The sequence below is a fragment of the Psychrobacter halotolerans genome (assembly GCF_039680845.1).
Taxonomy (GTDB): Bacteria; Pseudomonadota; Gammaproteobacteria; order Pseudomonadales; family Moraxellaceae; genus Psychrobacter.
This window is the reverse complement of record NZ_JBDKWD010000001.1, coordinates 798,726-812,078: the sequence shown is the minus strand read 5'-3', so window position 1 is coordinate 812,078 and position 13,353 is coordinate 798,726. Positions and strand designations below refer to the sequence as shown.

Below are 13,353 nucleotides of genomic sequence, written 5' to 3'. Positions count from 1 at the left end.
TGAGTGAGTATTGGTTAAAAAATACGTCATAGTGATAAAAAGGATTGACAACATTCAGCTTAGACTTTATAAGGCATATATATATTGATATGTTTTCAATACCCTTGCTAAAAACGATAGGAGTTTGTCATGAGTGACACTGATATTGACGACGATTTTGATGATGATTTTGTTGACGATGATGATGCAAAGATGGTTGAAGAGGCTGAGACGAGTGTGCGTACGCGCTTAAGCAGTCTTGAAAAGCGCCGACTGATCGACAACCTGCTAGAAGAAAAGCGTTTGGCGAAAGAGCTAAAAGATGACTTAGATGACATCGATAATTTTGATGAAGATGGCGATGACTGGGACGACGATGACCTTTAATATTGGGTATAAGTGACGGTTTAGAATGAGAAAGCGGCATCATTTAAGCCGACTAAAGCCTTTTAATAATAGCTTTTTGGTACTGACTCTTTATCTGATTGTGTTAAGCTGACGGTAACTGATTTGTTGTATGGCTACCGTTATGACCAACCCGTTTTAATCAATGATGCTTACTTATTTTGGTTGTTTGGTTTTTATCCAGACAGCCTTTTTTCAAATTATCCGCGATCCTACCTTTACCTGATCATTTATTGCGACTGACGCAATCCCTCTTTTAAGGACAATGACATCATGAGTAACCCACTAAGCTTCGATGAATTACTAGACTATTTGGACAATCAAGAGAGCGAGTTTGTGCTCGATAGTGTTGCGGCTCACGGTTTTTTGACCGCCACTGTGATTGGACGTCCATTACCCAATTGGCTGGATGCGCTGTTTGAAGGTCACACTAGCGAGATTCCAGAAAACGTCATTGATGGTATCAAGCGCTGGCGCGATGCCATCATGGCTGAGCTAAAAAACGAGACACCGATTGAGTTGCCATTTGGGGAAGACGCGGGTAATGAAGAAGTGGCTGTCGATTTTTCAGATGAGTCAGACATCGTTGCTTGGTCAATTGGCTTTGTCGATGCCATGTATGCTGATGAAGCCAGCGATTGGTTTGAAGATGAAGAGACGGCAGAAGACGTGGCCGTATTGACCTTGCCTATGATCGTCTTAAGCGGTATCGATGAAGAAGATCCAGAGCTTGCTGAAATGCGTAAGGACGAAGACAAGCTTGTGCAAATGGCCAATAGCATCGAAGGCAATTTGACTGAGCTGTTTTTATTGTTCCATACCAACGATTAGATTTGATTAAAAGCCATGCCATACGGGTTATTAGTGCCAGTATGGTGAATGGCGATTGATGTTACGATATTACCAAGGCGAATCAAAGCGCCCTAAACACCGCTATTAAGTTACCAAAAAGGTCAGACTATGACTGTGCAGCTCTCAAACCTTGAGCACTTGCCCAACTATCAAATCACTGAACGCCTAGACGTAGTGTACGGTAGCACCGTGCGCTCAAAGCATGTCGGCAAAGACTTGTTTGCTGGGCTAAAAAACATCGTAGGCGGGGAGCTGACAGCTTATACCGAGTTGCTAGAAGAGTCGCGGCAAGAAGCAATAGACCGCATGGTCATCAAAGCAGAAGCCTTGGGTGCGGATGCTATTGTTGGTTTACGTTTTTCAACGTCAAGCATCGCACAGGGTGCTTCTGAATTGTTCGTCTATGGCACGGCGGTGAAAGCGGTGCCAATGCCGCAGCAAACCCATCAAAATCCACCTAACGATTTTTATGGTCAATCTACGCAAGCGCAAAACCCAGCATCAACACCACCTGCGCCAACAGATGATTTACCACGTTTCAATCCCTTTGGTTAATCTATGTTTTTGGTTAATTAGCCAAATTTCAAAGTATTATTTTAAAGCACTGATGCTTTTTATGATAAGAGACGTGCCATGAATAACTATTCTCTCACTCAAGTTCTGATCAACTATGCACCGTTTATTTTATTATTCGCGGCTGGTTGGTTTTTTGGGTCGCGTCATGAGCGTCGGCACCTGGCGCAGTTGCGTGTGGCTGAGCAAACGCTAAGTCATATTATAGTGTCAAGTGAGCGTTTTTATCGTCCCAAACTGGCGGCTGATAGTGAGGGCGAGTTGGTACTTGGTAGCGTCGTTATCGCGCAAGATTACTTTAAAATGATTATCGCGCGCGTACTGAGTCTCTTTGGAAAAAACTTGACCACGTACGAGACGCTATTGGATCGGGCGCGCCGTGAAGCGGTGGTTCGTATGCGTACGGCGGCTCATGCCAAAGGCTACACGCATGTTTATGGATTACGCATGGAAGTCACTAACATCAATCAGTTGGGCAGTATGGTCGAAGCCATTGCTTATGGCACGGCAGTGATTAGTACTGATACTAAGGAAAAGGCGATTTCTGCTCCTAAAACCACTGTTTAAATAATTTTTTACGTCCTCGCTTTTGCCTCTTCTTGTCTTTATTCTTATTTTGTTCCCTCTCTATATACACCCTTAGCCCCCTTTGCTTTTTTATTTTTGAGGATAAACGGTGGCATTTGACTGACCAGTAGTTGAATAAATCAAACATAGCGACTTTCACAACGATATACTGGATTTTCATGTCTTATTATTATAGGACTTATTATAGGACGTGAAAACACGTCCCGTGGGAATGCGTGCGGTACGAAAAATACCATGACGGAAAAATGCCTTTTGCCAGACGAAAAGTACAAACCTAAAAAGTACAAATAGGGTAAGTGCCAAGTAAAAAAAGGCAAATAACGTCAATGGCTTTTGTCCAAACGATCAGCAAGGTTGGCTGATAAGTATGACGGGATGATCATAAACTGACCCAAGCACGGGTCTTATCTACAAGGATGTAGTCAGTTATGGAAAATCTTGAAATAGTCACGTTAGTTAATACGGTTATTGTCCCCATTTGCTTGTTTTTCATTATGATGGGCATGGGTCTGACCCTTGTGACCGATGATTTTAAACGCGTTTTAAAATATCCAAAAGCCGTCGGTATTGGCTTGACCAATCAGCTGTTGCTGCTTCCTGTCATCGGTTTTGCACTAGCCAACATCATGCCGCTAGAGCCTGAATATGCAGTGGGTGTCATGCTACTCGCCCTATGTCCAGGCGGTACTACCTCAAATTTATTCACTTACTTAGCCAAAGGCGATGTGGCGCTGTCTGTCACTATGACCGCGATTGCCAGTATTATCACGGTGTTTAGTATTCCGATTGTGCTCAGTCTGTCATTGATTCACTTTATGGGTGAGGGCAGCGAATTTCAATTACCCATCCTAAAGACCGTCATCACTTTAATCTTGCTGACGATTATACCCATCAGTATTGGCATGTTGGTCAAACGCTTTGCGCCAACGTTTGCGGACAACTCACAGCGTTACGTGTCCAGATTTGGCGTGATATTTCTGTCGTTTTTAGTGCTCTTTCTATGTTATGTACAAAGAAGTACCATCGTTGAAGCATTTTTTGCTACAGGCCCCGTCTCGTTGCTATTGAATCTCTCTACCATGGCGCTTGGTTACTACACCAGTAAATGGTTTGGACTGAACTTGGCGCAAAGAACGTCTGTGACGCTAGAAGTTGGCTTACAAAATAGTACCTTGTCGATATTTATGGCATTGTCGTTATTTGCCAATTATAAGATGTCAATCACACCCGCTATCTACACGTTAATCATGTTCTTGACGGCGGGCATTTTGGTTCGAGTGTTCAGTGCGAAATACCATAAGCGCCAAAAGATTGAAATAGAAAATGGTGTCTTGGCCTCACGTCAACTTTAAGGATTGAGTGATTGTTAGTTTTAAAAAAGCGCTTTTAAACAAGCACTTTTAAACAAGCGCTGTTAAATAAGCATGAATAAACAAGAAAGATGGCATAAGCTGATAAATTAAAAAACCTGCGAAATCAGTGAACAGGTTTCTTATCTCACAACGAGCTGACAGTATCTAAACTCGTTGTGGGAGATAGCAGCTTTTGTGACGGTTTTAGAGTTGTTTATCAATACTAAGGTCGATGGATAGGTATGTTTCTTCGCGCCTCTGCTCTGTCATTAGACGTTTGCTCTTTTACCTTTTCTACATCGAATAAGAAAGTACGGTTTTTAAGTACCGCGACAAACACCACGCCGCCCACTGTATTGCCGACCAACACCACTGCTAAGAATACCAAATAGCGCCACAAGCTGACGGTATCGCCGTATAGTAAAGCCGAGAACACCTCGATATTGCCAACGATGCTGTGATGCAAACCCAAAAACCCAATACTACCCGTGATAATTGCAACGAGTACGATACGGCTTAGCGTGTCGCGTGCTGAGGTTACCAGCCAAGCTGTCACGCCCATCATCCAACCTGCCAATATCGCGCTGCCAAATATCACCCACCAGTCGAATTCCAGAATATGCTCAGCATAGGCATTGATATCATTAATGCTAAACAGCTTCATGTTTAAGCCCAAACCGATCATTAAGCCGGCAAACAAACAACCACCCACGACGTTGCCAGCCACCACAATGCCCCAAAGTCGCAGTAGTTTGCTTAAAGGCTCAAATCCGTTCAGTACCGGCAGACTTAATAGAGAAGTTTGTTCGGTAAATAACAATGACTGCCCGATGACCACGATGATAAAACCAATTGGATAAAGCAGTGAGGCCAGTACGAGGGCATAGTGATTGCTCATCACACCACTGAGGAGAGAAAAAGCGGATAAAATCATAAAAAAGCTGATGCCAATCTCAAGTCCAGCGGTAAAGGCACTGGTAAATAATGAGCCAAGCGAGCGCTCAAAGGTTTTTCTGGCATCCATGGACTGTTCAACCAAGATGCTGGCATGACTTTTTGCTTGGCTCAAATTGTCATCGTTAGCGACTTTTTTGATGGTTTCTTTGTCTTCTTCGCTAATGTCTTCAGATAAGTCTTCATCTTCTAAATTTTCAGTGACAGCAAGGGTATCGTTATCGTTGTCACTGTTGCTGTCATCGTCTTCTTCTTTGTCTCCAGCGTCATACTCAGGATGAGTGGCACCTTCAATGAAAGGCTCATCGTCTACCTTATTGGTCTGAGTATTGGTTTTATGTTCTGTTTTTGGGGACACGGTCAGCTCGCTGTTGGTCAAATAATGTTTTTAATGGTCTTCAGGACTTTTAATATTTTTAAGACAATGTTTCTCAAGGCAGTGCTTTCTAAAACAATGCTTTTTAAGAGAAAGGTCTTACCTATATTCTGTCGCATGACTGGTATTTTATCGCATGAATAGGGTATGTTCTGTTGAGCGTTTAACCGATTGGGGTTGTTAATTGTTTAATGCCCCTTTGTAATTCTGATAAATTGCCTTAGCATCTAACAAAATCTGGCTATCTGCGTTAAAATCACGGTACTAACTATTTAGCTTACTTTTCCAATAATTTGTGTGACCCATTCATTTTTAACAAAAGACACTCCTATTATGAGCAATCCTGACATCACCAGTACCCATACCAATCTGACCCAGTCCATTCAAGCCGCGTTGACTCAATTAGAAAATGCCTATAACCCAAGCGATGTCGAAGCAGGCATGTATCAAGGCTGGGAAGAAAGCGGCTATTTTAAGCCAAGCTTTGATAAAGATGAGTCGTTCTCTATCGCGCTGCCGCCACCGAACGTCACAGGCTCACTGCATATGGGACATGGCTTCAACAATGCGATTATGGATGCGCTCACACGTTTCCACCGCATGGATGGTGACAACACGCTTTGGCAACCGGGTACGGATCATGCGGGTATCGCAACCCAGATGGTCGTTGAACGTCGTCTGGAAGCGCAAGGCATCAAGCGCCGTGACATGACGCGTGCAGACTTCATCGATAAAGTGTGGGAATGGAAAGAAGAATCGGGCGGCAACATCACCAGCCAAATTCGCCGTTTAGGCAGCTCGGTCGATTGGTCGCGTGAGCGCTTTACCATGGACGATGGTTTGTCCAATGCGGTTAAAGAAGTGTTCGTGCGCCTGTTCGATGATGGTCTGATTTATCGTGGTAAGCGTTTGGTCAACTGGGATCCAAAATTCCAAACCGCATTGTCTGATTTAGAAGTGGAAAACCATGACGAAAAAGGCAGCTTGTGGCATTTCCGTTATCATTTCACCGACAAAGACATCACAACGCAAGATGGCAAAAACTACTTAGTCGTTGCCACCACACGTCCTGAGACTCTGCTTGGTGATACGGCGGTCGCGGTCAATCCGAGCGATGAGCGTTATGCGCACTTAGTTGGCAAAACCATTACCTTGCCCATTACTAACCGTGTCATCCCTATTGTGGCGGATGATTATGTCGAAAAAGACTTTGGTACAGGCTGCGTAAAAATCACGCCAGCGCATGACTTTAATGACTATGAATTGGGTCGTCGTCATAACTTGCCCCTCATCAACATTTTGGATGAGCGCGCCAATATTTTACCAGCGATGGAAGTTTATCCTGACTTGCAAACGCGTGAGCCAGAGCTTGAAACCACGCCAAGCGAGTATGCAGGACTTGAGCGTTTTGCCGCGCGTAAATTCCTCGTTGAGCAAGCAGGTGAGCAAGGCTGGTTAGAAGATATCGAAGACTACGCACTTAAAGCCCCACGTGCCGAGCGTGGTGGCACAATCGTCGAGCCGTGGTTGACCGATCAGTGGTACGTGGCAGTGAGTCAGCTTGCTAAGCCTGCCATCGATGCGGTAGAAGATGGCAGCATTGAGTTTGTTCCTGCCCAATACAAAAACATGTACATGGCGTGGATGACCGACTTACAAGACTGGTGCATCAGTCGTCAGCTGTGGTGGGGTCATCGTATCCCAGCTTGGTATGACGATGCGACAGGCGAAATCTACGTGGCGCGTGATGAAGCGGAAGTTCGTAGCAAGTACAATTTAAGCGATGATGTGCAACTGCGCCAAGATGATGACGTACTCGATACCTGGTTCAGTTCCGGCCTATGGACATTTAGTACGCTTGATTGGGCAGACGTCAACGCTGATCCGCGCGTGCTGGAAACCTTTCACCCAACTAGCGTGCTCGTAACAGGTTTTGACATTATCTTCTTTTGGGTCGCTCGCATGATCATGATGACCATGCATTTTGTCAAAAACGAAGATGGTACGCCACAAGTACCGTTCAAGACCGTCTATGTCCATGGTTTGGTGCGTGATGGTAATGGTCAGAAAATGTCTAAATCTAAAGGCAACGTCTTAGATCCGATTGATTTGATCGACGGTATCGAGCTTGAAGCGCTGGTCGAAAAACGCACCAGCAACATGATGAACCCAAAAGATGCGGCCAAAATTGAAAAGCAAACGCGCAAAGAGTTCCCAGAAGGTATTCCTGCTTACGGCACCGATGCGTTACGCTTTACCTTCACGTCCCTAGCCAGTACGGGTCGTGATATTAACTTTGATCTAAAGCGTGTTGAAGGCTACCGCAATTTCTGTAATAAAATCTGGAACGCCAGCCGTTTTGTCCTCATGAACTGTGTTGATGGGGAAGGCAGTGCTAAGCCGATCGACCAAAGCGCCAATCCTGACGTGTGGGAACTACCAGAAAAATGGATTATGAGTCGCCTAAACTCTAGCATCAAAGACATTCATCAGCATTTCGCCCAGTATCGTCTCGATATGGTCAGCCAAGACATTTATGAATTTATTTGGAACGAATACTGCGATTGGTACGTGGAGCTTGCCAAAGCCAGCCTAAATGATGACTCGGTGTCGGACGAACGCAAAGCACAGATCCGCTATGTACTCTTGCATGTGCTTGAGACGGCGCTACGTTTCACCCATCCAATCATGCCGTATCTGACTGAGCAAATCTGGCAAACCATCGCGCCGCTACTGGGTCGCAAAAACACTGACAGTATCGTAGTTGCCAATTATCCACAAACCGATAACGCGCAGATCAGTGAGCAGGTTGAGGCGGACATGGCATGGCTACAAGAGCTGATCGCAAGCGTCCGTAACATCCGTGGTGAGATGAAACTGGGTAATGCGGTACGTCTGCCAGTACTGCTACAAAACGTCTCTAGTGAAGAAGAAGCGCGCCTATCACGCATCAAAAACCAGTTCAAAGCGCTTGCCAAAGTTGAGAGCTTAGAGATCGTCAAAGAAGGCGATGAGGTGCCACTATCGTCATCAAGTATGGTCGGTCAGCTACGTGTCCTCGTACCGATGAAAGGGCTAATCGATCCAACGGCTGAGCTGGCGCGTCTGGACAAAGCGCATGAAAAACTACAAAAGCAAGCTGACGGTATCGCGCGTAAGCTGGGTAATGAAGGCTTTGTCAGTAAAGCACCTGCGGAAGTGGTCGATGCTGAGAAGACGAAACTGGCTGAGTTAGAAGGGCAGTTGACCGCGATGACGGCGCAGATGGAGCAGTTAAAGGCGTTGTAGATCTACCCAATGATATGTACTATCTTTACCCTTGTTGCTACCATAGTCTTGGCGATTCTCTATTTATATAGGAATCGCCATAGCTCGGTTAGTAAGTCCTTTATCCTAGCCACGCTACTTATGGTAGTGTTTAGTGTGTCGATATTTTACTTAGAGCAAGATTGGCATCATCAAGAATACTATGATAGATTTTTAGACTTTGCCATCATGGGTTGTGGGTCTTATTTTGTCATACTGTTTTTTCAAGAGGAAGATGATATCGGCATGGCATTCGTAAGGTTTTTGGGCTGGCTTGGGTTGATAATTTCACTTCTGGTTGTGGTAGGCGGTAGAGCATACTTAAAAACCCATCTTGATAGCTATTAATTATCGGTGTTTTGTAAAATAGGGACACATCCTAGACAATATAATGAGAGGCTTCGTCAGTAAAGCACCAGCCGAAGTGGTCGATGCAGAAAAAGCGAAATTGGCTTAGCTAGAAGGGCAGCTCACCGCGATGACAGCGAAGATGGAACAGTTAAAAGCGTTGTAACTTAGTAATTTTATTTATGATAAGGATATTTGCAAGTTTGCATAATACCTTAGAGGTAGTATATACTAGAATTACAACTCACCCTTAGTATCTAGAATTAAGTTTTTAGCTTGCATAGGGCAAAAAAACCGTTACAGTGTCATGCTGTAGCGGTTTTTTTATATCGACAAAAAAGTTAGGCGGTTAAACTTGAAAACCAATGTATATATTGATGGCTATAACCTGTTTTATGGTTGTCTAAAGCACAGTAATGATAAATGGTTGGACCTATATCACCTATTTGCAAATCGTATTATTCATGCACAAGATCCAAATGCAGTGATTGAAACTGTCTACTTTTTTACCGCAGACATTAAGTCGAAAATATCAACGCAGGGAGAATCTGCCCAAAACGCTCAACAATCCTATCATAGAGCGTTGCAAAAAATGTATCCTGACAATATAGCAATCATAAAAGGGTATTACGCGCTTGAGAAAGGCAACTTACTTAGATACAAACAGCCACCTGATAAAAGTGACCGCGTTGAAGTATGGCGTCTAGAAGAAAAGCAAACCGACGTTAACATTACATTGACCGCTTACCGAGATGCGATACAGAACAAGGCACAGCAAGTGGTCTTTGTCACCAATGATACTGATATTGAGCCAGCGCTTAGAGCACTACGTGAAGATATGGGGGATGCTATTGTCATTGGCATCATTATCCCTATACGTTCTAATAGCCGTCGTCCACCAAATGAGCGACTAAGCAAATATGCAGACTGGACACGCTCCTATATTACCGATGATGAGTTAGCAGACAGTCACTTACCGGATAAAATCTCTACTGCGAAAAAACCAATTTTAAAGCCTGAATATTGGTAAATTTCGTATTTTCCACAAGTCATTCCATAATTAAAAAAGTTGGCAAGCTAGGCAATGAAGGCTTTGTCAGTAAAGCACCAGCGGAAGTGGTTGATGCAGAGAAAGCGAAATTGGCTGAGCTAGAAGGGCAACTGACCGCGATGATGGAGCAGTTGAAGGCGTTGTAATTGGCATAATAATATTTGTAGTAATAAAAAACGCTGTCACAAGTGTGATGGCGTTTTTTATTGTCTGTATGGCAATATGTCTATCGCTCATCAATTCTCAGATTTTAAGCCCAATGAATAAACCCCCTCTATTTGAAATAACCGTTTAAGGAGCACTATGTTATCTGCTTATCGCCAGGATACGTTTTTTCTTAACCGCACGTTGCCTGTCCTAATCGGCTTGGCTGTTATTTATGGTCTGTTATGGCTGCTTGCTATTCCAATTAATGCGGTGGTACTGGCCATTACGTTGATGGTTGTGTTCTGTCTTATCAAAATCCCTGTGGCCGTATCGCTGGTCTCAGCAGCCTTGCTTGGTGGCCTGTACGCAAAAATGGCCTTTCCTGATATTTTACAAGTGTTGAATGACAACTTGCTGAGTGGTGCACAAGTCGGGATAACCTACATCATGGTTGGCGCGTTTGCTGTGGCGCTGGCGAGAAGCGGCATTCTCGATTGGGTCGCGCAAAAGATGGCGAGCAGCCTCAATCGTGAGGGCGCTCATGTGCGCCAGCAGGTCAAATGGATGCTGTTTGCGCTGTTTATCGTGGCCTCGTTGCTCTCACAAAACTTAATACCAGTACACATCGCATTTATTCCTGTACTGATACCGCCCCTGCTTGGACTAATGAACCGCTTACGACTCGATCGCCGTGCCGTTGCCTGTATTTTGGCTTGCGGTATCAGCGCATCCTATCTGCTCTTGCCGTTCGGGTTTGGTGCGATTTATCTGAATGAAATCTTATTAGAGAATTTTAATAGCGTTGGCGCAGCGTCTGGGTACGCAGCGACTGCCAGTATGGCACCCAAAGCAATGTTCTTTCCTGTTATGGGGCTACTCGCTGGCATGCTGTTTGCCGTATTCATCACCTATCGTAAACCGCGTGATTATTTGCAAGTGACGAAAGCGGAAACAGAAAATGCTGACATGGTCGCTACTGACGAAAAAATCGAGATTGGTCTACAGCCGCTGCTATTTACAGCGCTGGCAGTGGTCACGGTGTTATTGTTCCAGATTTATTTTGATTCGCTATTTATTGGCGCGATGATTGGTTTTATGATTCTTGGGTTTTCGGGTATTTACCGCTGGCAAGCGCAAGATGATGTGTTTACGCAAGGCGTACGCTTAATGGCAGAAATCGCCGTTATTATCACCATTGCGTCGAGCTTTGGCGCGCTATTGACGGCTACTGGCGACATCGACCCACTCGTGGCATCAGCGACTCAGTTCTTTGGTGACAATAAACTGTTTGGCGCAGCGGTCATGCTGGTCGTTGGCTTATTTATTACGATTGGGTTTGGCGATTCGTTTGCGTCTGTCCCTATCTTAGCGCCGATTTATATTCCGCTGGCGTTTGCGCTTGGGTTCTCTCCACTCGCGGCTCTTGCCATGCTTGGTGCGGCGGCTGCATTGGGCGATGCGGGTTCGCCAGCGTCTACGATTACGCTTGGTGCTACCGCTGGTCTAAATGCTGATGGACAGCATGACCATATTAAAGACAGTGTGATTCCAACTTTTTTCCACGCTAATATTGGAATGTTACTGTTCACGTGGGTGGCGGTGGTGTGGTTGTTGGGTTAGGTTTGGTGTTTAGGAAAATTTTTACTATCCATTCATCGGATGGTAATCATATTTATATGATGCAACTGAAAATTTGTGTATTATCTTATGGATCGGTTATAACGACTTTGAGTACAAGCTAAAGTTATATTGTGTAAGCTGGATAATGAAGGCTTCTTCAGTAAAGCACCTGCGGAAGTAGTCGATGCGGAAAAAGCGAAACTGGCTGAGTTAGAAGGGCAGTTGACGGCGCAGATGGAAGAGTTAAAAGCTTTGTAGTAGCAATTCCCGCTTTCCGCTCATATCTTACTTGACTACTAAGTCACTGCAACCTAGTGGTCAAGCAATTATATCCGCTTCAATCGGGGCTAAACTTCTCTATCACTCATGATTCAAGCGTTAAATTCAAAATCTTAAAGGATTTTTTTTGTCTGACTCGAATATTACCAATATAATTTTAGGTTCATTTAATAATAGAGACCGAGCTTTTGTAGTCTGGTTATTTGTTATTTTCGTTTTTATTTATTTCAAAGTCCCCGATATATCCACGCAATTAAAACAGTTGCTCAAATCTTTCTTTCAAAAGAGTATTGTTATAGTTTTTTGATGCTTCTTTTAAATACTATTATATCTGTTTATATCTTAAAAAAATCAGGGTTTTGGGATTATGGGCAATTTAGAAATACTATTTGGTGGTTTTTCGGTGTTGGATTTGTAAATATATTCAGAGCAGTTGAAAGTAGGGATATCGAGAGCTTCAAAGAGAATATAATAAAAGACAATTTGAAGATATTATTGGTAGTAGAATTTTTTATAAACGTTTATACACTGAGTTTTATTTTAGAGTTGATACTACTTCCTATTCTATTTTTAGTAATATTGTTTGCTTCGTTTACAGACGGGAAAGAGGAATATAAAGAAGTTAATATCTTATTTACTACACTACAGTCTATTATAGGCTTTATTCTATTGATTTATTCTACATGTTCGTTATTCAATAACTTAGATTTTTTCCATAATTTTCAGATTTACCAAAATTTTTGGAATCCTATATTTCTATCCCTATTAAGTATTCCATTTCTATACATTATATTTACTTATACTTCATATGAAACCACCTTTTCAATAATGAGCATAATGATTAAAGATGAGGAAGCTTTGAGTTATGCTAAACGTACATCAGCCTATAAATTCAAGTTCAACATTAATGAGTTGAATAGGTTTAAAAAGTTACTATCTACACAGCCATGTAAAACCAAACACGATGTTGATAGTTTAATTAAGCTAATAAAAGAGCAGTCTAATAAGCAAAAGAGTCCACCTAACATAGACACATCAAAAGGTTTGAGTCCATTTCAATGTATCGACTATTTAAAAGAATATGGTTTAAATTTGCCATCTTATGACCCATTATATTTGGAAAAATGGAGAGCTAGTTCCAATATTCTTAAAACTGGTAAGAATGCAATTTATGACTATATAAGTTACGCTTTTGAAGGCAGTGAAAACTATGTAACTTTTCTATCCCTTTCTATCAGAGTTAATTCAGACGAATACGATATAGGAAGTCTCAAGTTATTCAAAGAAATAGCAGGAACACTTTTAAATAAGTCTACACAAACTGATTTAAATAACGAAATGGAAGATTGTATTATTAACTTAAATTCTGATGTTTTTGAAGTAAATCAATTATTTAGTATAATAGTAAACTATAAAAAGCATACTCAGGGTGAAGGATTTAAATATACCTTTGATATTGTACATAAAACCCATAGAACATATACTGCTAATGATTTTATTTAAAAAATAATACTGTGAATACA

11 protein-coding genes and 2 pseudogenes are annotated in these 13,353 nt (G+C 42.8%); 12 read left to right on the top strand and 1 reads right to left on the bottom strand.

What is annotated here, in order from left to right:
* Positions 1–129: 129 nt before the first annotated feature.
* The 5 genes from AAJP47_RS03495 (at position 130) to AAJP47_RS03475 (ending at position 3,749) form a co-directional block, all read left to right on the top strand.
* Positions 130–366, top strand: a complete 237-nt coding sequence (locus tag AAJP47_RS03495) for a PA3496 family putative envelope integrity protein (RefSeq protein WP_346716500.1) — start codon at positions 130–132, stop codon at positions 364–366.
* Between the two features lie 291 nt (positions 367–657).
* Positions 658–1,215, top strand: a complete 558-nt coding sequence (locus AAJP47_RS03490; protein ID WP_346716499.1) for a UPF0149 family protein — start codon at positions 658–660, stop codon at positions 1,213–1,215.
* A gap of 129 nt (positions 1,216–1,344) precedes the next feature.
* Positions 1,345–1,791, top strand: a complete 447-nt coding sequence (locus AAJP47_RS03485; RefSeq protein ID WP_346716498.1) for a YbjQ family protein — start codon at positions 1,345–1,347, stop codon at positions 1,789–1,791.
* Between the two features lie 78 nt (positions 1,792–1,869).
* Positions 1,870–2,376 carry a YbjQ family protein gene (locus AAJP47_RS03480; RefSeq protein ID WP_346716497.1) on the top strand — a complete coding sequence of 169 codons (507 nt, stop codon included), beginning with the start codon at positions 1,870–1,872 and terminating at the stop codon, positions 2,374–2,376.
* A gap of 449 nt (positions 2,377–2,825) precedes the next feature.
* Complete coding sequence (locus AAJP47_RS03475) at positions 2,826–3,749, top strand: bile acid:sodium symporter family protein (RefSeq protein WP_346716496.1); 924 nt, start codon at positions 2,826–2,828, stop codon at positions 3,747–3,749.
* Between the two features lie 223 nt (positions 3,750–3,972).
* On the opposite strand, the gene AAJP47_RS03470 is transcribed toward AAJP47_RS03475, so the two are convergent.
* Positions 3,973–5,061 (bottom strand): formate/nitrite transporter family protein, encoded by a 1,089-nt coding sequence (locus AAJP47_RS03470; RefSeq protein WP_346716495.1) that lies wholly within the window; start codon positions 5,059–5,061, stop codon positions 3,973–3,975.
* Positions 5,062–5,412: 351 nt separating this feature from the next.
* Between AAJP47_RS03470 and AAJP47_RS03465 the strand changes: the two genes are divergently transcribed.
* The 7 genes and pseudogenes from AAJP47_RS03465 (at position 5,413) to AAJP47_RS03440 (ending at position 13,333) form a co-directional block, all read left to right on the top strand.
* Positions 5,413–8,367: a valine--tRNA ligase gene (locus AAJP47_RS03465; RefSeq protein WP_346716494.1), complete on the top strand. Its 2,955-nt coding sequence runs from the start codon at positions 5,413–5,415 to the stop codon at positions 8,365–8,367.
* 409 nt (positions 8,368–8,776) lie between these two features.
* Positions 8,777–8,842: a hypothetical protein gene (locus tag AAJP47_RS13445; protein ID WP_497198678.1), complete on the top strand. Its 66-nt coding sequence runs from the start codon at positions 8,777–8,779 to the stop codon at positions 8,840–8,842.
* A 246-nt stretch (positions 8,843–9,088) separates the two neighbouring features.
* Positions 9,089–9,763 carry an NYN domain-containing protein gene (locus AAJP47_RS03460; protein ID WP_346716493.1) on the top strand — a complete coding sequence of 225 codons (675 nt, stop codon included), beginning with the start codon at positions 9,089–9,091 and terminating at the stop codon, positions 9,761–9,763.
* A 41-nt stretch (positions 9,764–9,804) separates the two neighbouring features.
* Positions 9,805–9,930 (top strand): annotated as a pseudogene (locus tag AAJP47_RS03455) (hypothetical protein); the annotation flags it as partial.
* Between the two features lie 157 nt (positions 9,931–10,087).
* The gene (locus tag AAJP47_RS03450) at positions 10,088–11,551 is read left to right on the top strand and encodes a Na+/H+ antiporter NhaC family protein (RefSeq protein ID WP_346716491.1); all 1,464 of its coding nucleotides are present in this window, start codon (positions 10,088–10,090) and stop codon (positions 11,549–11,551) included.
* 114 nt (positions 11,552–11,665) lie between these two features.
* A pseudogene (locus AAJP47_RS03445) lies at positions 11,666–11,809 on the top strand (hypothetical protein); the annotation flags it as partial.
* Between the two features lie 327 nt (positions 11,810–12,136).
* Entirely contained in the window at positions 12,137–13,333 is a 1,197-nt protein-coding gene (locus AAJP47_RS03440) for a hypothetical protein (RefSeq protein WP_346716489.1), read from the top strand.
* Positions 13,334–13,353: the final 20 nt, after the last annotated feature.

Coding starts and splice junctions, on each gene's coding strand:
- AAJP47_RS03485 (WP_346716498.1), top strand. CDS start 1,345: ATGACTGTGCAGCTCTCAAACCTTGAGCACTTGCCCAACTATCAAATC.
- AAJP47_RS03440 (WP_346716489.1), top strand. CDS start 12,137: ATGCTTCTTTTAAATACTATTATATCTGTTTATATCTTAAAAAAATCA.
- AAJP47_RS03450 (WP_346716491.1), top strand. CDS start 10,088: ATGTTATCTGCTTATCGCCAGGATACGTTTTTTCTTAACCGCACGTTG.
- AAJP47_RS03480 (WP_346716497.1), top strand. CDS start 1,870: ATGAATAACTATTCTCTCACTCAAGTTCTGATCAACTATGCACCGTTT.
- AAJP47_RS03495 (WP_346716500.1), top strand. CDS start 130: ATGAGTGACACTGATATTGACGACGATTTTGATGATGATTTTGTTGAC.
- AAJP47_RS03475 (WP_346716496.1), top strand. CDS start 2,826: ATGGAAAATCTTGAAATAGTCACGTTAGTTAATACGGTTATTGTCCCC.
- AAJP47_RS03465 (WP_346716494.1), top strand. CDS start 5,413: ATGAGCAATCCTGACATCACCAGTACCCATACCAATCTGACCCAGTCC.
- AAJP47_RS03490 (WP_346716499.1), top strand. CDS start 658: ATGAGTAACCCACTAAGCTTCGATGAATTACTAGACTATTTGGACAAT.